18 protein-coding genes are annotated in these 22,720 nt (G+C 42.5%); 9 read left to right on the top strand and 9 right to left on the bottom strand.

All coding sequences use genetic code 11. The features are described from left to right. Positions 1-18: 18 nt before the first annotated feature. Positions 19-1,656 (bottom strand): amidase, encoded by a 1,638-nt coding sequence (locus FLL46_RS19690; protein ID WP_142933068.1) that lies wholly within the window; start codon positions 1,654-1,656, stop codon positions 19-21. Continuing rightward, the gene (locus tag FLL46_RS19685) at positions 1,649-2,572 is read right to left on the bottom strand and encodes a LysR family transcriptional regulator (RefSeq protein WP_142933067.1); all 924 of its coding nucleotides are present in this window, start codon (positions 2,570-2,572) and stop codon (positions 1,649-1,651) included. The genes FLL46_RS19690 and FLL46_RS19685 overlap by 8 nt, the downstream gene beginning before the upstream one ends. 436 nt (positions 2,573-3,008) lie before the next feature. Here FLL46_RS19685 and typA point away from each other — a divergent pair, with 436 nt between their 5' ends. Next, positions 3,009-4,832: a translational GTPase TypA gene (gene typA / locus FLL46_RS19680; RefSeq protein WP_142933066.1), complete on the top strand. Its 1,824-nt coding sequence runs from the start codon at positions 3,009-3,011 to the stop codon at positions 4,830-4,832. 78 nt (positions 4,833-4,910) lie between these two features. Here the strand turns inward: typA and FLL46_RS19675 are convergent, their stop codons facing one another. Next, positions 4,911-5,822, bottom strand: coding sequence for a collagenase (locus FLL46_RS19675; protein ID WP_142933065.1), 912 nt, complete (start codon positions 5,820-5,822; stop codon positions 4,911-4,913). 392 nt (positions 5,823-6,214) lie between these two features. Between FLL46_RS19675 and FLL46_RS19670 the strand changes: the two genes are divergently transcribed. The 4 genes from FLL46_RS19670 to FLL46_RS19655 all read left to right on the top strand — a co-directional run bounded on the left by FLL46_RS19670 (position 6,215) and on the right by FLL46_RS19655 (position 8,674). Then, complete coding sequence (locus tag FLL46_RS19670; protein WP_142933064.1) at positions 6,215-6,547, top strand: hypothetical protein; 333 nt, start codon at positions 6,215-6,217, stop codon at positions 6,545-6,547. A gap of 107 nt (positions 6,548-6,654) precedes the next feature. Continuing rightward, positions 6,655-7,632 (top strand): prolyl aminopeptidase, encoded by a 978-nt coding sequence (gene pip, locus FLL46_RS19665; RefSeq protein ID WP_142933063.1) that lies wholly within the window; start codon positions 6,655-6,657, stop codon positions 7,630-7,632. Continuing rightward, complete coding sequence (gene dtd, locus FLL46_RS19660; RefSeq protein ID WP_142933062.1) at positions 7,604-8,041, top strand: D-aminoacyl-tRNA deacylase; 438 nt, start codon at positions 7,604-7,606, stop codon at positions 8,039-8,041. Before pip ends, dtd begins: the two co-directional genes overlap by 29 nt. 183 nt (positions 8,042-8,224) lie before the next feature. Beyond that, complete coding sequence (locus FLL46_RS19655; protein WP_142933061.1) at positions 8,225-8,674, top strand: energy transducer TonB; 450 nt, start codon at positions 8,225-8,227, stop codon at positions 8,672-8,674. Between the two features lie 39 nt (positions 8,675-8,713). Here the strand turns inward: FLL46_RS19655 and ggt are convergent, their stop codons facing one another. After that, a complete protein-coding gene (gene ggt / locus FLL46_RS19650) occupies positions 8,714-10,444 on the bottom strand; it encodes a gamma-glutamyltransferase (protein ID WP_142933060.1) in 1,731 nt (576 codons plus the stop codon). Positions 10,445-10,727: 283 nt separating this feature from the next. Here ggt and FLL46_RS19645 point away from each other — a divergent pair, with 283 nt between their 5' ends. Together FLL46_RS19645 and FLL46_RS19640 are read left to right on the top strand one after the other, a co-directional pair. Beyond that, positions 10,728-13,904: an aminotransferase class I/II-fold pyridoxal phosphate-dependent enzyme gene (locus FLL46_RS19645; RefSeq protein ID WP_142933059.1), complete on the top strand. Its 3,177-nt coding sequence runs from the start codon at positions 10,728-10,730 to the stop codon at positions 13,902-13,904. 6 nt (positions 13,905-13,910) lie between these two features. Beyond that, positions 13,911-14,705 carry a hypothetical protein gene (locus tag FLL46_RS19640; RefSeq protein WP_142933058.1) on the top strand — a complete coding sequence of 265 codons (795 nt, stop codon included), beginning with the start codon at positions 13,911-13,913 and terminating at the stop codon, positions 14,703-14,705. Between the two features lie 54 nt (positions 14,706-14,759). On the opposite strand, the gene FLL46_RS19635 is transcribed toward FLL46_RS19640, so the two are convergent. The 4 genes from FLL46_RS19635 to FLL46_RS19620 form a co-directional block, all read right to left on the bottom strand. Continuing rightward, entirely contained in the window at positions 14,760-16,634 is a 1,875-nt protein-coding gene (locus FLL46_RS19635; RefSeq protein WP_142933057.1) for an MFS transporter, read from the bottom strand. Next, positions 16,634-17,101 carry a GFA family protein gene (locus tag FLL46_RS19630; protein ID WP_142933056.1) on the bottom strand — a complete coding sequence of 156 codons (468 nt, stop codon included), beginning with the start codon at positions 17,099-17,101 and terminating at the stop codon, positions 16,634-16,636. The genes FLL46_RS19635 and FLL46_RS19630 overlap by 1 nt, the downstream gene beginning before the upstream one ends. 122 nt (positions 17,102-17,223) lie before the next feature. Next, complete coding sequence (locus FLL46_RS19625; protein WP_142933055.1) at positions 17,224-17,967, bottom strand: esterase/lipase family protein; 744 nt, start codon at positions 17,965-17,967, stop codon at positions 17,224-17,226. A gap of 15 nt (positions 17,968-17,982) precedes the next feature. Then, positions 17,983-18,771, bottom strand: a complete 789-nt coding sequence (locus FLL46_RS19620; RefSeq protein ID WP_246119358.1) for a TatD family hydrolase — start codon at positions 18,769-18,771, stop codon at positions 17,983-17,985. 203 nt (positions 18,772-18,974) lie between these two features. Between FLL46_RS19620 and FLL46_RS19615 the strand changes: the two genes are divergently transcribed. After that, positions 18,975-21,317, top strand: a complete 2,343-nt coding sequence (locus tag FLL46_RS19615) for a tetratricopeptide repeat protein (protein WP_142933053.1) — start codon at positions 18,975-18,977, stop codon at positions 21,315-21,317. Positions 21,318-21,356: 39 nt separating this feature from the next. Here FLL46_RS19615 and FLL46_RS19610 read toward each other — a convergent pair whose 3' ends face one another. Next, positions 21,357-22,154: a M48 family metallopeptidase gene (locus FLL46_RS19610; RefSeq protein WP_142933052.1), complete on the bottom strand. Its 798-nt coding sequence runs from the start codon at positions 22,152-22,154 to the stop codon at positions 21,357-21,359. Positions 22,155-22,276: 122 nt separating this feature from the next. On the opposite strand from FLL46_RS19610, the gene FLL46_RS19605 reads away from it, so the two are divergent. Next, a complete protein-coding gene (locus tag FLL46_RS19605; protein ID WP_142933051.1) occupies positions 22,277-22,621 on the top strand; it encodes an MGMT family protein in 345 nt (114 codons plus the stop codon). Positions 22,622-22,720: the final 99 nt, after the last annotated feature.

The following is a 22,720-nucleotide window of genomic DNA, read 5'->3' as shown; positions in this document are numbered from 1 at the left end:
ATTGATATTGGTCGAGAATCACTCAGTATTTTTTGGTGGCCTACTCGGATCGTAATCGATAACTCGCTCGAATGTCTTAGCCATAGCAATCAATTGATCCTCACTTTGTGACAAGCCGATAAAGGATAGCCCTATCGGCATGTGATGAACTTTTCCCATGGGAACTGTCAAGTGTGGATAGCCGGATATAGCTGAATAGCTGGAATAACCCCCGGAATAATGATCGCCGTTAATCCGGTCGATTGACCAGGCGGGGCCACCGGTTATCGTGATAATTAAATCTAGTTGATGGGTTTTAAACAACTTATCTAAGCCATCTTCCCGTGTGGCTTTACGAATATTGGTAAGAGCGGTTTGGTAAGTTGCTTCTGAGAGGTTGCCTTTTTCTTGTGCTTTTTCAAAGATTTCTTGTTGAAAAAACAGCATTTCTTTATCTGCATTTTGACGATTGAATTTAATGAGTTTTTCCAGGGTCAATTGATTAAGCTCGCCAGGTAAACCTGCGAAGTATTGATTGAGGTCGTGCTTAAATTCATAAAGTAAGACATCGTAGCTATCCTTGCCAAAAGTTTCATAGGGTTCCACTTTTAGTTCGTCGACAAATACAGCTCCCAGCTTTTTAAATTGTGTTTTTGCTTTGTCAAATACTTTGGCGATTGCTTCGTGATTTAAAAGATTGGAATAAAGAATTCCAACTCGCTTTCCCTGTAGAAAGTTCTGGTTAGATTCGGGGAGATAATTTTTAGAAAAATTGAGCGCTGCCAACTGAGTCGCTGGATCTGCAGAATCTTTTCCGCGCATCGCAGTTAATAAAATCGCGGCATCAATGACATTTTTCGCCATAGGACCTGCGGTATCTTGAGTGTGTGAGATTGGTACAATTCCAGCTCGGCTGACGAGTCCTAAGGTGGGTTTTATGCCGACAATGCCATTGGCTGAAGAAGGACAAACCACCGAGCCGTCAGTTTCCGTGCCAATTGCTGCGACGGCGAGGTTGGCTGCGACCGCTGCGCCAGAACCTGAACTGGAACCACAAGCTGAGCGCGCCATATCATGCGGGTTTCGAGTTTGACCGCCGACTGCGCTCCACCCCGACGATGATCGTTCCGAACGGAAGTTGGCCCATTCACTTAAATTGGTTTTGCCTAAAATTATCGCGCCGGCTTTTCTGAGATTCGCTATTACTAGAGCATCTCTTTTAGTGTGGTTGTTTTTTAATGCGAGTGAACCGGCAGTAGTTGCCATTTCCCTGGTTTCAATATTGTCTTTAACCAGGATTGGGATCCCATGAAGTGGACCACGAACATTACCTGCTTCTCGCTCTTTATCAAGTTTGGCTGCAACGTCTAATGCATTTGGGTTGACGGTGATAACGGCTTTTAATTGATCATTTTTCATTTTGATTTGATCAATAAAAAATTGGGTGAGTTGTACTGCCGTTAATTGACCTTGAGTCATTTTTTGCGTGAGTTGAGGAATGTTACTTCGCTCAACCATTTGTGCAAATTGTTGATGTTCGCCTGTCTTGGTGACAGGAGGTTGGGTATTAAAATCTGTGGTCCTATTGTATTGGCAGCTCGCCAGAAATGTGACGACTAGTAAGCCGAATATTTTAAGAGTGTGCTGTGAATTATTTTTGTTATTGTTTTCATGCATTAACAACCTCCCAGGATTGTCGATTATTATATTCCTGATAAGAATGAGTTAAGAGTTCAATAAACCTTTGTGCCGTTTTCCCTAATTTTTTCTCTGCGCGCCATACTAAGTGAGGGGCAAATGCAAAGCGAGAGCCATGTTGATAGTTGACTTCTTTTAAACTGCCTTCACTTAGCTCGCGTTTTACCAGGTAATGAGGCATCCAGCCAAATCCAATACCCTGAAGAAGTGCTTCCTTTTTACTTTTGAAGTCACTTAGAAAAAACATCCTTTCACCACCAAAATGCATATGCTCAACATCATAAAGTTCTTGCTCGCTCGAATCATGGACACTCAACTCAACATGTTGCTGTAATTGAGCAATGGTTACACTGTCCAGTGAGGCTAGCGGGTGGTTGCCTGCTACGCAGAGTAAGCATTCTACATCAGGTAGCGCTTTAGATAAAAGCTGGGTGGATTTCTGGTATTCTTTGACCAACATTAAATCGGCCTGGTTTTTATCAAACCGGTGTTGTACACCGCCGAGGTATTCCATAGTGAGGGAGATTTTCGTGGGAATATCTTCTACTAAGAGTGCACGCATTGCAGACATAATAGGGTCGATTTCTAAAATACCATCAATGACCACTTCAAAAGTCGGCTCCCATTCTTGGTTCAACTGCACTGCAAGGCCTTCTATATGCTCAGCCTGAGTTAATAACCGGTTACCTTCTTCAAGAATCATTTGCCCGGCTGGTGTTAACTCGGCGCGATATTCACTTCGATCAAAAATTTCGAGGTTAAGCGCCTCTTCCAATTTTTTTATCTGGTAACTAATGGCTGACTGTGCGCGGTGCAAAGTCTTAGCTGCGGCGGCAAAACTGCCTTTTTCTACGATGGTTCTTAGTACGCGAATTGAGTCGAGATCTATTTTCATATCTATCAGTAATTTGGATGGTTTCGCCAAGACTAGCATAAAAATACTAGTTGGAGTGCTCTGATTCGAAAAAGATCTAAGAGATATTTGGATGGGTTTGAGATGCATGTGAGATGCGGCTGGGGTTTTGTTTGGTTGATTCGTGTATAATTTTTTGTGAACTGTTAGGTTAAAAGCCTATTGGTAGTTAGTTTTCTGATGTAGTCATCGTTATCGGTTGATTGTTTGAGAGGGCTGACTGATTGCTTAATTATTTCTGGATGAAAAAACGTCAAACTTCAATTTTTTACCCCTAATTCAAGTAAATTAAGCTTAAAGTGGTGAAAAAAACGTCAAAAACAATGCTTCATTAATCATTTAGGCGTAGAATACGCGCCTCTTTATAAAGCGCTCCGGATTTTGGCGTTAACTGAAGTTTTTTTGAGGCACATTAGCAGTGATTGAAAAGTTAAGAAATATTGCGATTATCGCGCACGTTGACCACGGTAAGACAACACTGGTTGATAAGTTATTACAGCAGTCTGGCACATTGGATCAGCGCGCAGAGCCTACCGAACGAGTTATGGACTCTAACGATCTGGAAAAAGAGCGCGGCATTACTATCTTATCGAAAAATACTGCTATTCGCTGGAACGATTATCGTATCAACATTGTGGATACCCCCGGACACGCCGATTTCGGCGGAGAAGTTGAGCGAATCATGTCGATGGTTGATTCGGTTTTGCTATTAGTTGACGCCGTTGACGGACCAATGCCACAGACCCGCTTTGTCACTCAGAAAGCCTTTGCACAGGGCCTAAAGCCGGTAGTTGTTGTGAACAAAATTGACCGACCTGGCGCTAGACCTGATTGGGTAATTGACCAGGTATTTGACCTGTTTGATCAACTTGGTGCCACCGATGAACAATTGGATTTCCCAATTATTTATGCTTCAGCACTCAATGGGTACGCTGCAACTGAAGATAGCGTACGAGATGGCGACATGACACCACTGTTCGAAGCTGTCGTTGAGCATGTTGACCATCCCCAAGTTGAAATGGATGGACCGACACAAATGCAGATTTCTTCTTTAGATTATTCGAGTTACGTTGGTGCTATTGGTGTCGGCCGAATTACCCGCGGTAGTATCCGCCGCAACCAGCAACTGATCAGTATTGACTCTGAAGGTAAAGAGCGAAAGATAAAGATTGGTCAAGTGCTTGGTTATATGGGACTTGAAAGAAGTGAAGTAGAAGAGGCTAGCGCTGGAGATATTATTGCGATCACCGGCATCGGTGAACCAAAAATTTCAGATACGCTGTGTGATCCTGACCACGTTGAAGCGCTACCAGCACTGACAGTTGACGAGCCAACAGTAACGATGACTTTCCAGGTTAATACATCGCCTTTTGCGGGCAAAGATGGAAAGTTTTTGACATCACGCCAAATTCTTGAGCGTCTGGAAAAAGAATTGATCCACAATGTTGCACTTCGGGTTGAACAAATGGATGACGCAGATAAGTTCAGAGTCTCGGGTCGAGGCGAGCTACATTTGTCTGTCTTAATTGAAACCATGCGTCGCGAAGGTTATGAGCTGGCGGTATCACGCCCAGAAGTCATTATGAGGGAAATCGACGGTGTCTTGATGGAACCCTACGAAAACTTGACCGTCGATATTGAGGAACAGCATCAGGGCGGAATCATGGAGCGACTTGGTGAACGTAAAGCTGAGATGCGTGACATGCAATTGGACGGTAATGGCCGTGTCAGAATTGATTTTTATATTCCATCACGTGGTTTGATTGGATTTCAAACTGAATTTATGACTGCAACTTCAGGAACTGGTTTGATCTATCATTCATTTGAAGAATACGGTCCAGCACATAAAGGTGCCTTAGCACAGCGTCATAATGGTGTCCTTATTTCAAACGGAGCTGGAAAATCTCTTGGATACGCGTTGTTTAATATCCAGGAAAGAGGCCGACTATTTATCGGACATGGTGCAGAGGTATACGAGGGAATGGTGATTGGGATCCATTCTCGCGATAATGACTTAACAGTGAACCCATTAAAAGGTAAGCAGCTTACTAACATTCGAGCGGCTGGAACCGATGAAAATATCATGTTAACGCCACCGATTCTGATGACCCTTGAGCAAGCGCTAGAGTTTATCGATGATGATGAATTAGTTGAGGTAACGCCAAGTAACATCCGTATTCGTAAAAGATTCCTGACCGAAAGCGAAAGAAAACGAGCTTCTCGGGCACCAAAGGACAGTTAATCGTTTGATGACAAAGCGGCTCTGATGGCCGCTTTGCTTTTTCTACAAGATTCCAATTTTGCTTATCCCGAACTCAGGTCACTTAGCATGAGTTTCTTTGGTTTCTGTCAGTTTTCCAATCCATTGAGCGAACTCATCATCCATTTCGGTTCCCCAGGTTCGAGTCAGTGCTTGGTATCTTGAGAAGTCGCCTTTTCTTAAGAAGCCCAGCATTTTTTCAATTTTTTCTCGGTGGTTTTCCATCATGAATCGAACCGCCATATAACCCCAAAAATAAACCCTTGCGGTTCCACCGTTAGTTTCATAGCTGGTATCAAACAATTCACTCAATTTATACCGTCGAGTAGCTTTTCGAATCGATTTGAAAGCGGCAGCGTGGTCGTCTCCATTTGCAATATACTCCGCGACCCCTTCAGACCACCAGACTGTGTGAGGTAAAAGTGGCGCTGGTTCTGGGCAATATTCTGGTGGAGAGTGAGAGTCATGAAGGCTGGCGCAAAAGTCGCCGTAAATGTTAAATCGCCCATCAAGGTAGTGGATATGTTCATGGCGAAGGTTCCATATCTGTGTTCCTCTCTCATAGGTGATAAATTCCGCCTGGTTATCAGGTTGCTCCGGCAAGCCTTCTAAATACATACCGCCATTATCCGTTGGGATATTAAAATGTGCGCTCGCGTATTTTTTATAGTCGTCACGTGAGCTATATACATTAACCCTGATGTTTGTGTTGTAGTCGTTTTTAACGGGTTTTCCCTCGGTGTTGAACAACTGATGAAATGCCACTTCTTGCTGTGACAAGGTTTTACAGGCATCTTCTTGTTGTTTGTCGGTCAGGCTTTGAGAACGAATTGAAACGCTAGGACTACATTTTTTAGATTGAGAAAGGACTTGCTCAATTTTAGGTGACTGGTTGTCAACCTGGGTATTAGCGGCAACGACAGTCGTGATTGATAAACCGACTATCAGAATGAAGTGAGTGATTTTTTTCATGATTGATACCAGTAATTTTCGGATTAATTGAAAATAGAACTTGTTTTATTGTATACAATAAAATTGTTGTGGCAATATACAATTAACGATTTCAATTAACCGACTAAGATAAAATAGCTTGAAAATTTTAGAAACTGTTTGATATTTGTCTTTATTGTTCGCTATTTCATATAGCTATTATTAAACTTAACCAGGTAAGTTCTACGCATGTTTAGCGCTATTTATCGCGACTGAGGCCTTAGTTAATGGATGTATTATGCACAAGAGCCTGTATATGAGCTTGCATAATAAGCCTGCATGTCAATGTGGGAATTGAACCTTTGAATTTAACAATGCTCAAATTAGCAGCGCTCAAATTAAAAAACAGCTTCAAGCCTGACTTAAGGAAATATATGCATAAAAGAATGATAATTCTAACCCTGACGTTCGTAGTGAGCGGTTGCGGGAGCTCCTCGCCGTTAGATGTTGCCAGAGGATTACTTGGTTATGTTCCACCTCCGGAAGAAACGACTATTTCTCAAGAATTGCAGTTGGAGTTTGAGCGGTGCAAAAAAATCGGGGAAGAGGAGAACTGTGCACAAGCCGCTTATGATATTGTGCGCCGAGTTAAAGGGTTGGAACCACGAACCGTTCCCAAAGGGGTGGTTATTATTCTGGAAGGTGATGGTGGTCACGGAGATAGTCAAGAAGCTGAGCCGGAAAACAAAAAGGACAATAATAAGTAAAAGGGAGTTGGAAGCATCGTGCCGCCAGATTATTCAATTTAATCCGTTACTTAAGGGCTTTATGTGCTAGGCTTAATGGATAATATATTACGGGCTAACGACAGCAAATGCAGAAGCTTTTTCCGGAAATTAAACCGAATCAAACTTACCGAGTTGAAGTTGGGCAGGGCCATCAGATATACGTAGAAGAGACCGGCACAGAAGACGGCATTCCTATCGTTTATTTGCATGGTGGGCCTGGTGCCGGTAGTGATTCTTCCCATCGACGATTTTGCGATCCGGAAAAGTATCGAATCATTCTTCTTGATCAAAGAGGCTGCGGTCGTTCTGAGCCACACGCCAGTTTAGAGAATAATACAATTCAGGCGCTGATTGCCGATCTTGAGATTATTCGTCAGCATCTCGATATTCCTAAATGGGTTGTGATGGGGGGAAGCTGGGGATCAACGCTGGCACTTGCTTATTCACAAGAGCACCCGGAAAATGTTTTAGGTTTAATCTTACGCGGGGTATTTCTTGGCAGAAAACAAGATATCGATTGGTTGTATGCAGAAGGGACTCGTAAAATTTTTCCTGATTATTGGCAAGAGTTTATCCAACCAATACCTAAATCAGAGCGAAGTAATTTACTTCAAGCCTTTTATTCTCGATTGACTGGGCAGGATGAGTTGGCGCGAATGGCCGCCGCAAAAGCTTGGGGAAGTTGGGAAGGTAAATCTGCTACATTAGAGCCCAATCCTGCAATTGTTGAACAATTCACATCGCCGCATCTGGCGCTCGCAATGGCAAGAATTAGTGCTCATTATTTCGTTAATCAGTGTTTCTTAGAAGAAAACCAGTTAGTTGACAATGTCGACAAGCTGGCCGATATCCCAGGCATCATCGTCCATGGGCGTTACGATATGATTTGTCCCTTAGAAAATGCCTGGACTTTGCAAAGTAAATGGAATGCTTGCGAACTACACGTTATTAGAGATGCTGGACATTCAGCAGGTGAAGCTGGAATAATTGATGGTCTTGTTAAAGCGACTAAAGAAATGCACCAACTTCTCACTCATGATTGCACTGATCCAACGGGTAACTAGCGCCAACGTCGTTGTTGAAAATCAAATTATCGGCGAAATCAACCAGGGAATTCTCGCCTTAATTGGCGTAGAAAAAAACGATCAGCAGCAGAATGCCGATCGATTATTAGAACGGCTGCTCAGCTACCGAATTTTTTCTGATGACCAGGATAAAATGAATTTAAGCGTTGCGGATATTGGTGGTGAGATATTATTAGTGCCTCAGTTTACCTTGGCCGCAGATACCCGAAAAGGAAGACGGCCCAGCTTTTCGACAGCGGCGCCACCACAAGTTGGCCAGTCTCTCTTCCACTATTTTGTATCTCAGGCTAAAGAAAAATATTCAGCCGTGTCAACCGGCGAATTTGGCGCGGATATGAAGGTCAGTCTTTGTAATGATGGCCCTGTCACATTTTGGTTGAACGCTTAAAAATAATGATAATAATCATTATTTTGTAATGGATATTTTTGAATTATCCTCCATAATTAATCTCATTAGAGAAAAATATCGCAACAGTAATATTTATTTAGAAGAAGAACATCGTTTTTTAATGGCCAGTCAATTAATTTTCATATAATAATTGGTGTTGTCATCGAACGAATAAGGATTTTCATGAAAAGGTTTACGCGAGTAGCCGGACTATTTGTTTTATCAACTTGCACACTGGTTTCTTGTGTCACGCAATCTCGATTGCAAGAGTCGAGTACCGATCAATTTCGCGGTTTAAGTAGTGCTGAAACCTTGTCTTGGACGGAAAAAGTTGAACGCTACGCCTCAAGGCCGTTACCACCGGTTGTGAAGCAAGGATTGAAGCCAATCAAAGTCGAGCAGCCTTGCTTTCCGACAAAAGCCATCAAGTATAATGCGCAAGGGTGGGTGCAGGTCGAATTTTCGTTGAATGAAAATGGCCAGGCTTTTAATGTGGTGTCGCTAGATAATTCTCCACCTGGTTTGTTTGAGTCCTGTGCCCTGAGCTCAATTAGAAAATGGGTTTTCGAAATACCTGAGACCCATCATCCGGAAAATCGCTACCAGTTCGTTTTCCATTTCAAACTTGGGTAGCGATTCGAGTTCTGAAGTAAACTCACTATATGACTTATCCTAATAGCCTGCCGCTTGACCGTCTTTACGAGACTCCGAAGCACCGTAGTAAACTTTATTTTTGGCGTCATACATAATGGCCTGGTATCCCCCATAACCCCCTCTGTCATAGCGTATTTTATGACCGCGGGCTAATAGCTTCTGAATGGTCTGATAACTGATATCAGATTCAATTGCTAAGGTGCCGCCATCTTTTAGATAAGTGGTATTTTGTTGGGTTGGTTCTGTCGAACCGAAATGTTGCCAGCGAGTTGCATCGCCAGCTTCCTGAAGATTCATACCAAAATCGATAAGGTTGGTAATTATCTGTACGTGCCCTTGTGGTTGCATTGCGCCGCCCATTAGTCCAAAGCTCATAAACGGCTGACCGTCTTTCATCACAAAAGCCGGGATAATAGTGTGAAAAGGTCTTTTACCCGGGGCGTAAACATTGGCGTGTGATTTGTCCATAGAGAAAAGTTCGCCTCGATCTTGAAAAATAAACCCTAGCCCTGGAACCGTGACGCCGGACCCCATGCCGCGATAGTTGCTCTGGATCAGAGAGACCATATTGCCGTCTTTATCGGCTGTCGCGAGGTAAATAGTGTCGCCCTGATAAAGTGCAGGATTACCGCTATCCACTCTGTTCGTTGCATTTTTATTGATAAGCTTAGCGCGTTCTTTAGCGTATTTTTTGGAGAGTAACCCTTTAAGCGGGATTTTGTTAAAATCCATATCAGCATAGAACTTGGCTCTGTCTTCAAAGACCAGCTTTTTGGCCTCGACCATTGTGTGCAAGGTTTCATCACTTAAAAAGCCCATGCCCTTAAGGTCAAATTGCTCTAGCATGTTGAGCATTTGTAACGCGGCGATCCCTTGGCCATTGGGCGGTAATTCAAACACCTCATAACCACGGTAGTTCACCGAAAGTGGCTCAACCCAGGTCGAGGTGTGCTCACTAAAATCTCGATATCTTAAATAGCCGCCGTTGTCTTTCATAAACCGATCAATTTTTTTGGCTATTGAACCTTTGTAAAATACATCTCTTCCCTGCGCTCCGATCTTCGTCAGTGTGTCGGCCAGTTCAGGGTTGGTAAAAATCTCTCCTTTTTTCGGTGCTTTTCCATTAATGGTAAAGGTTGACTTAAAACTACCGGGTTGTGGAGAGAGTCGAGGAACGCTCCGATCCCAATAATAGGCAATCAACTCACTAACCGGAAATCCGTCGTTAGCATAGTCTATGGCGGGTTTTAGATTGTCTTGCATTGACAGCTTACCGAATTTGTCATGTAGCTCAAACCAGCCGTCGACGGTACCAGGCACTGAAATGGGCAACATGCCATAAGGAGGAATAGTGTCTCGATTGAGCGCTTTCAGTTTGGTTTGTAGCTGCTTGAAAGAGAGTCCTTTGGGCGAACGGCCGCTGGCATTTAATCCGTAGAGTTTTTTTGATTTGTTGTCCCAGACAATAGCAAAGAGATCGCCTCCGATACCATTTCCGGTCGGTTCCATTAAGCCTAGCGCTGCATTGGCCGCAATTGCTGCATCAACCGCACTTCCGCCTTTTTTGAGAATATCCAGACCTATCTGGGTTGCCAGTGGCTGACTGGTTGCCACCATTCCGTTTTTAGCGATGACTTCTGAGCGCGTGGCGAAATTTTTTCCTGTAATGCGATCCATGGCTTTAACCTGTGATAAAAAGGTAATCGAAAATAAAGAAATGGCGAGCAGGGTTTTTGTTGTCATTTTCATATTGAATTTCCCTGATGTTGGTGATTGAAAGTCAATGGTTGTTCCATCTTAGAGAGGAAATGCTGGATCGGCAAATGAAAATGCAAGGTAAGCCACTTTCCGTCAGTTAATTTTTTAGATAGTGTTAGTAAAAAATCTTTGAAGCCAATCCAAACTTTTAACCTGGTTTAGTTGACTGTTATACTGATAACGCCTGTTTGAAAAAAGTTTCAATTTGTTGTCAGGACAAAGCGTCGCCGATGCATAACACCAAGCTAATGTATTCAAAAGGACCCGTGTAAACATGACCAATGAAAAGGTGACCGGTTTCGTCAAGCAGTGCCAGCAATCTAGCAACCATGCTTACGAGGCATTCAAAACTTTACTCAGTCAACTCGAAAGCAAGGAGACTCGGCTAGAAGCCTATCTTTTCTTTAAACAGCTTTACCAGTTTTATGACTCGGCCCCACCAGCAGATTGTCATTTTCAATTTATTAGACAAAACATTCTCGATCAAAGCGACGAGACCGTCAGCCTTAAGTTATTGCAGTTCCCTAGCACCTTTTTACCTGAAGCATGGTCTTTTACCTTTTACGAAGGTTTGATCCGTTATCCAGCTAACGAATATCAAGAGCGAAATGTGGTTGAGTTAGGCTGTGGAATTGGCTGGATTACAATTGCGTTGGCATTGCGCTATTCACCACAAAATATTACAGGATTGGATATCAACCCCAAAGCCATCGTTTGCGCTAAATTAAACCTGTTCCTGAATGCGTTTAATGACGACGATCAAACATTGAAAATATTGGCTAATGGAAAGTCACTACTGGACTGCGTTTATTTTTTCGAGTCTAACTTATTCAGCTATTTTAACCAGTCAAAGACTCATCCTTTTGAAGACTCCCGACTTGAAATTGATCGGATTATTGGGTGTATTCCCCAAGTGCTAAACCCTGAGCCTGAAGTGATGGAAGATCTGATTGCAGAAACGGCGAGTGACGATTATCTCTATTCTCTCAGCAACTATTTTGCAAAGCAGGGATTTATTGAAGATCAGTTTGGGCTAGGTTTAATTGCCAGTGCCGTGGAGCAGTCAATTCCATTATTGAGATCGACTGGAAAACTAATACTCAACTTAGGAGGGCGTCCGGGAAGGGCTGTATTAGAACGTCTGATGCGACGAAGAGGTTTCAAAGTCAGGCGAGTTTGGCAGACCCAGGTAGAACAGGCTGCGGATACCGAAATTGACATGTTGGTCGATATTGAAAAAAGCACTGGCCATCGGTTTGAATTTTATATGTCACCGAACTCAGATATGACAATTGACGCAAGAACCGCGCTGGAATACGCGCGAGCAGGCGGAAAAATTTACCATTCTGTTGATGTCTATGAAGCAGAAATGCTATTTCCAGATCAGGTTAAATCTATTTTTGAATCTGTTGACCTCGTTGGTGGAAAAGCGTTGCGTAGTGCGATTGACTTAACCTATGAAAATTTTGATGATGCGGAAGAACGTTATTCGTTTCTCGCTTTTCTTGCGCGACATTTACAACGAACCCAACATTTCCCCTATGGCGATACAGCTGGATTAAACTACTTCCGCCAGCAACTTGCAGAATATTTCTGCTACTACTTGAAGGTCAATGTTACTGAGCAACAATTAGTGATAACGCCGGGGCGTAGCGAACTCATCACCAGTCTGTTAACAAATTACCGGCCTAAACTGACTTTGGTGGCCAGAGAACTTATCCATCTAATTGAAAAAGGATTTGACGAGCAATCGACGCAAATAATTGAGGCGCCGTCAAAAGTAGAATTCCTCATTGAATTGGTTGATAAGCTTAAGCCTCAATTGATAATCACTCAGTTGGATGTACATGAAGTACAATCGAGCCAGCTGGTGAGGCAGTTAATCGAATGTGCGCAGCAAAATAATGTCTTTTTATTGGTTGATTTAACCAACAATATTGATCTGAGTAGTCAGCCTCAAATCAACGGGGTTTACCGGTATTTGTCTGAACACCCTTTGCCCAGTAATTTAATTATTATGGCGGCGCTAATTAATAATCGAGTTTATAAAAATTATTCTCTCAATATTACATTAACGAGTAATCAGCAGTTAGTGAAAGATGTGGTTGATGCGGCTGAATTAACCTACAGTCGAACCCCCATTCTAAAACAACTCTATTATGCGCACTTGCTTGAGGAACTATTATATTTTCAGCGGACACGCTCTACCTCAAAGCAAGAGGCTGCTTTCGTTTCAGAATCAAATACCAGGTTATCAATTCCTTTGTGCCTGCCTGCACAGAACGCTTTTAATCACCCTGCCATTCAAGGTAATCATCTGGCATTTGATCACCGAACAATCCGTCTCGATTATGGGGAGAATGAATTACCAGCTCCGACGATTTTAAAAGAGAAGTTATTTGAGAGTTACCTGGTGAGGAGATGTTCAGTTGAGGAGTCTAATCCAGAAGAGCCATTACGTGAGTTAATGGAGTTCCGGTTTGGTATTCCACTAACATTCTATTCTGAAATGCTGTTCGGAAATGGCGTTGCGCCTATTTTCTCCTCGTTGCTAAACTTGTGTACTCAAGAAAAAAAGTCGCTCGTTATTCCAAGCGGTAGTTATGGTTATTTTATGGCTGCAGCGCAATATAAAGATGTTGATATCGGTTGTTTACATACTGGAGAAGAGAACCAGTTTAAGATTAACGCCGAATCGCTCGATGAGTATCTTTCTACAAGAGTTGGCTGCTGGTTATTTTTAAATGCACCAGTGGTCAACCCCGTGGGTGCTGTCTATTCTCAGGCGGAATTGAATGATCTACTTTCTATCGCGTTAAAATACGATGTCACCGTGATTCTAGATAGTGTCTTTAGCGGACTGGAATTTAATGAAAATTCAAACTGGAACTTGTCCGATTGTATTTACCAATTCGTCAATAGCAAAAGAGCAAAACTTGTATTTATCGGTGGGATATCTAAAGAGTATGCTGCAGGCGGTTTAAGATTTGGCTATTGTTGGTCGACGAGTAAACCGTTAATTGCTGATTTAAAAAGCCTGTTGCCTCATAGTCCACACTTTACCCTCGGCTATACTGTGAGAAAAATAATTGAAGCGCAATTAAGTGGCGAAAGCTCGCTACAAGATCATTTGTTACGACAAAGGAAAGAACTCGAAAGCCGTGCCCACCGGTTGTCGCAACTGTTAACTCAAAAAGGCTGGAAAGTCATTCAACCAAGTGGTGGCTTATTTTTAGTTGCTAAGCCTCAAGCATTCATTGATAAATATGAAATTCCGCCGATTGATGCTGCTGATCAAGTAACAAGTCAGTTATTTAAACTAAAAAATTTGGTGATTAATAATTCAACCTGGACTGGGTTACCTGGATATTGTCGGTTTGTATTATCTTGTTCCGATGGTGACTTTGAAGAGGCGGTAAAGCGGCTTAGCGAATTTGATTTTTTAGGCTGAGTATTGATGTTTGGTTTTTTGAGGCGTAAGCCGCTTTTATCTGAAACTGATAGAGATTTTCAAATTGAAACCTACCGCTGGTTGTTACGCAATTTTGGCGGAGAGGATTTTTATCAGCACACGCAATTAGTTTTACCTACCTCAGAGTTTTTTCCACTCTCGGTCTCCACTGCAGATGAGGTTGCTGAAGCGACTTTTATGACTGTGAAAGCATTGGCTAACATGCAAAACTGGCATTGTGAATTAGAAAAGCAAGAAAAAGATATTGACCCGCGAGTCGCCGAAACCGTTGCATTGCAAAATGTGCCGAGTTCACCCCATGGCACATTCTCTGTTGATAGTGAGCAAAAAGTTGTTATTACTTACAATCCCCAACTGGTTAATAATCCGCAACAATTGGTGGCTACGTTTGCTCATGAGCTCGCTCACTATTTAACGGCAACTACCAAAGAAGCACCACCTGGAGGATTTGATAATTGGGAGTTTGCGACAGATATTGCGGCAATATTTCTTGGGTTCGGCATTTTTATGGCTAACACAGCATTCACGTTCCATCAGTATAGTGGTGCGAGTTCTCAAGGTTGGCGATCGCAACGGAGTGGATATTTGAGTGATACTGAATATGCCTATTCTTTAGCGATTTTCACCTTATTGAAAGATATTCCAACGGATGCTGCACTCTCTCACTTGAAAGCCACACCTAAGTCTCTCTATAAAAAATGTTTGCGGGAAATTAAGTCTCTAGGATTTGTCGAAGACTTAAAAAAGATAGAACTGGTCCACTATTCTTCTGACAAATAGTTTTCTGACGAGTAGTCTATCTTTTTTGAAAGTCGATGAGGGCTTGTTAGCCCTCTAAGAGTTTTTTAAGTGGCTCACTTTTTCAAATAGCATTTCTGCAGAGACATCTTCCGGCGCAATCGACTCGCCGGCGACCAGTTGAATTTTTGCCATAAATTTCTTGGGAATACCAGTCATTGCTTTTCCATTGAAACGGCTAAACCATGAACCCCACAACCCTTTTAGCGCAAGCGGAACGACTGGCACAGGAGTTCGCTGAATAATTTTCTCGATACCTTTTCTAAACTCGCCAATTTCGCCGTCAGGGGTTAGTTTTCCTTCTGGAAAGATACAGACGACTCGTCCTGCTTCGAGTTCTGAGGCAATTTTATCAAAGGCCGATTGCATCAGGTTTTTATCTTCGTGCGCCGGAGCAATTGGAATCGCGTTTGCCATTTTGAAGAAGGTACCGATGATCGGTGTTTTAAATATCTTGTGATACATGACAAACCGAATATTTCTCTTACAGTAACCCGCAATAATGAGTGCATCAATAAAACTCACATGATTACATACCAGGACACAAGCGCCGTGCTTAGGAACTACTTGCAGGTTTATATCACGGATGCGATAGATTGTGTTAACTAATAGCCAGGTGATAAACCGGAAAATAAACTCCGGTGCTTTGGTGAAAATATATATTGCGACAAGAAGGTTAACACCCGCTGTTGCCAAAAATAACTCTGGAATGGTAAAGCCTGATTGTAAAAGCAGGATAGCGAAGCCACCTGAAACCACCATAAAAAAGGCGTTCATGATATTTAGGCCGGCAATCAGTCGCGACATATGTTTTTGATTGCCTATCTTTTGTATTAGTGCGTACAGCGGCACGGTAAACAAACCACCGAAAATACCGATTAAAACAGCGTCGAGCAAGACTCGCCAAGAGTTATCGAGTACTAAAAATTCTTTGAAGTTGTAAATAGGTTCAAGGCCTGAGGCTGTATTCGCCAGATAAAGATCATAGCCAAACAAACTTAACCCAAATGCACCGATGGGAACCAAGCCAACCTCGACTCTTCCCGCAGATAATTTTTCACATAAAATGGAACCGATCCCGATCCCCAAGGTGAAAGCGGTCAAAAACAAGGTTGCGACTGACTCTGTTCCGGCAAGAGTAGACTTTGTATAATTTGGAATTTGTGTCAGGTAAACGGCGCCATAAAACCAGAACCAGGAAATTCCCAGAATAGCGAGAAAAACAGTTTTATCGGTTGCCATGAATTTAAAGTTGCGCACCATTTCTGTTGCCGGGTTCCAGTTAATTTTGAGGTCAGGAACAACAGCCGGTGTATGCGGAATTTTTCTGCTAGCTAAATAACCTGCAATAGAAAAAGCTAATAGAGTTATTGACAGGTAAAGTTCCCAGTTTAGCTCTATACCGAGTAACGCTCCGCCAATAATCGTGCCGAGCAAAATGGCGATAAAAGTACCGGATTCTACCAGCGCATTCCCGCCAACGAGTTCCTCAGTATGCAAATGTTGGGGAAGAAGTCCGTATTTTAATGGGCCGAAAATTGCCGATTGAAATCCCATTAGAAATAACACAAAGAGTAACCAGTTAACACTGTTGGTATATATTCCAATGACTGCGAGTGACATGATAATTATTTCGGCTAGTTTGACGAATCGAATACTGCGAGACTTTTCAAATTTTTCAGCCAGTTGGCCTGCGGTTGCTGAAAATATGAAAAAAGGCAAAATAAAGAGAATCGCTGCGACATTGACCAGGATTGCTGAGTTTAAAGGTAAATTTTGGGCTGTTTTGTAAGAGATAAGAATAATCAGCGCGTTTTTAAATACATTGTCATTCAATGCGCCTAACGCCTGAGTTATGAAAAATGGAAGGAAGCGTTTTTCTTTTAACAACGAAAACTGACTATGCGACATTATTTTTCTTCTCCACTGTTCTTAGCTTCAGTCAATGGCGTGAAACCATCGGGTCCACCATATTTTTCAAGTTCATCTTGTAGATGAAGGTAATTCACATGACGGTCGTAAAACACATGAACCTGAGGCTTCTGCAAGATATCTTCCTTGGTTGATTCAAGCGTTATGTGGATTTCGTTTTCCCAATTATCGCCGAGGAAAAACAAGGGCGTTCCGCAGTGAATGCAGTGGCCTCGCTTGGCATGTTCTGAAGAATCAAACCAGGCAATATCACGCTTACCTTTGATGTACTGAAAATTATTTTTATCGACCCCATACCAGGTTACCACCGGCGCGCCTTGTGCATGACGGCAATTTTGACAATGACAGTGAGCACACCATTTGACTGGAAGTTGAACCTGGTACGCTATCCGGCCGCAGAAGCATCCACCTTGAATTGATTTATTGATGACCGCTGTTTGTTCCATGATTGTCGACTCTCTGTTTGTCAGCACAGGCAATTGTTAGTGATTGGTTAATCATTGCTCATTGTGCTGGTTACTCATGATATTGATTACTCACGATATTGATTACTCACGACATTGGTAGCTTATTGTGTTACCGGTTGATACTCGTCAGTAAAATGGCCATTTTCGATAAAGTGGATGACCTGTTTGAGAAGCTCACTATCCCATGTCATAAAAGAGTGGTGCAACGGCATGATGATGAAGTCTGCCATATTGCTACATTGAGTATTAGATAGTTCAACGACGCCGTCCCCAGGCTCATTACCAGTCGCCCGTTTGTAGTACCAGCTAACCGGAATCACAATACTGTAATTAACATTGCCCGCGATGATGCCGGTTTCTATTTCCGGTTCTGGTAGTGAGTTTAATAACTCGCTACCGGGGGTGAGGTCAGAGGTTACTTTCGGAACAAAGTGTCTAAACCACCAGTGGGACAGCATAAAAGATGCGGTTTTTGTCCCTTTATTCGGTGAACCTAACATTACACAGCGGCCTTTGTTCCATTCAGGGTGTCTGGCGAGTAGCCCTCGAATTAAGATGCCGCCGAATGAATGTCCAACAAAATGAATAGGCCAGTGGGGATTAACCCACTCAGAAATCTTATTATCAAGTGCCTCCAGTATTTCCTGGTAACTATCGAGCAAACTGTTGTATCCAAGATTACGAACCAGATACCCGTCGTTTTCCAGAGTGTGCTGTAATTTCTTCATGCTGCGCGGTGAACGCCCAAGTCCATGGAGTAACACTACCTGGTGTGTGACCGCTGTATCTTGATTGCTTACTTCGCTAGTATCATTGCAGGCAGAATCTACAGGTAATTCAGGCATCGAAACATCCCGTTATCAATCCAGGTTAAAAAAATGACAACTATTGGTATAGCTGATTTCGGCGATATGTTGCAAACTTTGACCACGAGCCTCAGCGATAGTTTTCGCAATATGGGGCAAAAATCTGGGCTCATTTCGACCGTCTTTCGGTTTTTTGGGGAGGTTTCTCGGTGTTAAATAAGGTCCGTCAGTTTCAACCATGAGACGATCATCTGGAATAAACTTTACTATGTCGTATAGTGCTTTTCCTCTGCGTTCGTCACAAATCCACCCAGTAATACCGATAGAAAGGCCCAGGCTCAAATACGCCTCCAAATGCGCCTGTTGACCAGTAAAGCAATGGCTCACAGCGCCATTTAAACTGGGCAAATAATCTTTAAGGATTTGATATTGGGTATCGAAAGCGTCTCTTTCGTGCAGGAAAACTGGTTTTTGAACTTTAACCGCTAGTTCAAGTTGTTGCTTAAATACTTCAATCTGTTTTTCTTTGGGCGAAAAGTTTCGATTAAAATCCAGGCCGCACTCTCCGATTGCGACTACCTGCTGTTCGTTAGCCAGGCTGTCGATCTGCGCCAGTCCGTCTTCATCTAATGACTTTGCATCGTGCGGATGACACCCGGCAGTAGAAAACAAAGTGTCAGGTCGCTCATTTGCCATCAATAAGGCTCTTTGGCTCTCACGAACGCTAGTTCCAGTGATAACTAGCTTATTAACGCCAACCTCAATGGCGGAATCGATGACCTGTTCTCTATCGTGATCGAAGCGTTTGTTTGTTAAATTAATACCGATATCTATCCAATCCATTTGCATAATCCGGGTTAAATGGCTTTAGTAAGGAATAATACTACTGCAAAAATCGTTAACCGACTAATTACCAAATAGTTACCAAATAATCAAAGAATCGCTAATACTTGAGTTTAGATTTTCGTCATTCGAGATTCCTTGTATACTAGCGCCTTAATCGGGAAGAAAATAGAAAGTCCTAAATTGGACATTAAATAATAAATATGCAAAAAACATCTTTTATCAAAGAACTAGTCAAACGCAGAGTGCCGCAGATTTTAGGTCTTTATATTGCGGCTACCTGGATGATGATTGAGATTGGCGACTGGATGACTGAAAGGTTCAGTATGCCTCAGGAGATCACTTCCTACATTTTTGTCGGTATGGCGTTTTTCATTCCTTCAGTGTTCTACCTGGCGTATCAGTATGGCAAGCCCGGTAGAGATCCGTGGAAAAAACCGACATTCGTGTTTGTCCCTGGTAATTTGCTGCTCGCTTTTGGCGCTATGTTTTACCTGGTTAACCCCGTCGCTGCGACTGAGACGAAAGTCATTGTTGATGAAAAAGGTGTAGCACAAGCATATGAGATACCAAAACAAGAGTTTCATAAAAGCGTGGTTACCTATTTCTGGAAAAACAAAAGTGGTCAGCCAGAGCTAGACTGGATGCAATATGGCATACCCTGGATGCTAAGCAAAGATCTGGACCGTAGTTTGTTTATTTCAAGTTACACACCGTTTGATTCCAGCAGTATGCTGAGGAAAATGAAAAAAGTGGGATATGCAGATGCGCTCAATGTTCCAAATTCTATGCGTTTGGAAATGGCTAGAAAGCGTTTCACTAAGTTTAGTGTGAGTGGCAACTTTGAATTTCGGAATGACGAGTATGAGCTGAGCATTGATATTTTCGATGTTAAAAAAGGATTGAAAATGGCCGCCCACGCGGTAAAAGGGAAAAACTTACTTTCGCTGGTTGATGAGTTATCTAGTGCTATCAGGAAAACATTAGAGATCCCTCAAAACCTAAATGAGCATTCAACGGATTTAGCAGTTGCAGAGCATGTGAGCGAATCAATTCCGGCGATAGAAAAATTTGTCGAGTCGCAAACTAAGCGTCGGCTAGAAAATAATTTTCCCGAAGCGAAACTATTGGCAGAACAGGCAATAAAAGAAGATTTTAGTTTTGCTCATGCTTACTTTGAGTTATCCACAATCAATCGTTTAATGGGAAAGGTACAAGATGGTGCTAAGGCATTGGCCGACGGGCTGAAGCATGAATATAAATTCACCACACAAGATAAGTTTCGATTACGAGCGTCGACCTACGCCATTAAAGGGGATTATGTTTCTCAAGTAAAAATCTACGATATGTGGCTTGAGCTTTTTCCTGATGATATTCATGCCCATGAATTACGATCTGAAATTCTATTGGTCACCGGAATTGACCATGACAAGGCATTAGAGAGCCTTCGTCGTTTACGCCAACTTAACCCCAGCGACGACTCTGTTCTACGGAAGTTGACAAAGCTATTTGTATTAAGAGGTGAGCTTGAAAAAGCCTCGCAAAGTCAACTGGAGTATGTCTCGCTCAATCCATCGGATGTCAATGGGTTGGTTGAGTTGGCCAATGTGTTTGAACGAAGTTCTCAATTTGAAGATGCTCGAAGTATGCTAGAAAGAGCTTTACTACTTGAAAATGCCAACCTCGGTGCATCGTTAAAGTTGGTAACGCTCGATATGAAAACCGACAGGTTTGACAACGCGGAAAGAAGATTGTCTGAGTTGATGGATGTTACTGAGAATTCTATAGAAAGATATCAGATACTGTCTGGTTATCTATCTTATTACACACTGCGTGGGGAAATTACCAAGGCTATTGCAACACTCGATAGTTTATTCGAAAACAGCGAACATTTATCGCCGATAGTCAGATCTTTCACCATCCAATTTCCTAAGAGCCAGTTTCTAGCGTATCTGGGGTTGACGGAAGAGGCTTTGTCCCTGTTGGATGAGGTTAAGTCAAGTATGCAACCACCTTACGATAGCATCGCTGATTTGGGGATTCTAAATGTGTATGTTGCAACAAGAGATAAAGAAAAATTGAAGTTGCTTTTAGAAAATGTAGAAGAATCCTTAAGACGATTTCCTAATCCGTTATTTATTAGTGCCCTTGACGGTGCGAGAGGGCAGATTATGGAGATGGAAGAAAACTATGAAGAAGCATTAAAGTTTTATCAGAGGGCTTATGACGCCATGGCTAATTCAGTAGTTAATACAATGAACGAAACCAGTATTTATTCTATTGGCGTATTGGTGGCAAAAGTGAAACATAAGTCGGGCTTTTCAGCGGAGGCTAAAGAGTCACTGTTAAAAATTCTTGAGAAGTATCCGACATTGCCCACCGCACATCTTGAGCTGGCTCATATATATTTTGATAATGGTGAACGAGAAAAGTTTGATGAAGCAATCAATAGACTATCAAAAGTGTGGGCTAATGCTGATGAAAATTATTCAGAATATAAACGATTTTCCTCACTAAAAGAAAAAGCGAAATCAACAGGGCCTTAATGGCCCTGTTTTACATTTTATCGCAGCTCCATCCCACCGTTATTTTCCTTTAGCCGCCCGATAAAAGGGCATCATTTCCGGAATCATTGCTTTCAGGGCTTGCTGCCTGTTTTCAGGTGATGGATGAGTGCTAAGAAATTCAAAACCTTGATTACCGCCGGCTTGCGCCATTTTTTGCCAAAGGGTTACCGCTGCGTTGGGGTTATAGCCCGCTTTAGCCGCTAATTTGATGCCAATTTTATCTGCTTCAGACTCAGATGTTCGGCTGTTTGGTAGAGTCAATGCAACCTGAGCTGCGGCGGTGGCTAAAGACATTTGTTTGGCTGAAGCATCGGTTGTCGTTTTTAATAAATTGAGTGCGAGATTGTTAGCCATAGCGACTGACATTCTTTCCGCTGAATGATTGGCGAGTGCATGGGAAATTTCGTGTCCCATAACTTGCGCGATTTCATCGTCAGTGGCGGAGAGTTTATTAAGTAAACCTGTGTAAATCGCCATTTTTCCGCCAGCCATACACCACGCATTCACGGTTTCAGGATCATCAATAACTTTAACGCTCCATTCCCAGCTCCTGGTATTTGGGCGCAGAATGATTGCTTGTTGAATTAATTTATCGGTAATTCGATTGACGCGCCTGACGACTTGAGGATTGCTGTCCAGCTTTCCTGCCTGCTCAAGTGGCTTTAACGTGTTGACATAAGCTTGCTTTGACGCCTGAATAGCGCTATTTTCAGATACTAACATGATCTGCTTTCGGCCTGCGATATTGGTCGCACAAGCAGTGATAAGGCTGGTAATCGCAACACCAAGTAAAATTTTCTTACTGATTTTTAACATACCCATGACTCAATTTGTTTTTCAAGAAGACCAGATGTTTAAGATAGCAGATTTCAAGACTGAAACGAAAATTTAAAGTGTTGTTGGTGGCTAGGACTAAAGAGAGAACTGAGAGCAATTTCATGGCATACGACAAACAAAAAGCGAATCGAATTTGGCGAACCGTTTGTAAGGTACCGGCGGGGAAAGTTGCCAGTTATGGACAAATTGCCGACTTAGCCGGGCTACCAGGGAGGGCGAGGTTAGTCGGCAAGGCGCTTGGTTATGCCCCCAAAAACTTGAAAGTTCCCTGGTATCGGATTTTACGCAGTAGCGGACAATTGGCATTTACCGCAGGCTCGCAAGAAGCCGAGCGCCAGAAGGGATTACTTCAGGAAGAAGGGGTTGTAGTGCTTAACAATCGTGTGAAACTCAAACAGTTTGGTTGGCAGCCGGAATTGGGCGAGTTGTTGGATATGGAATATTAGGGCCAATTAGTCATTGTATGAACAATCGCGCTCTAGCTATCGGTTGATTAAGACGATAAGTTTTGATAAGCATTATTTCTAAAATGATTTATTATTAAT

It is taken from the genome of Aliikangiella coralliicola (genome assembly GCF_007004725.1).
In the GTDB taxonomy this organism is placed as follows: Bacteria; Pseudomonadota; Gammaproteobacteria; order Enterobacterales; family Kangiellaceae; genus Aliikangiella; species Aliikangiella coralliicola.
Note: the sequence above shows the minus strand (reverse complement) of the source record. Positions and strands in the feature narration are given on the sequence as shown.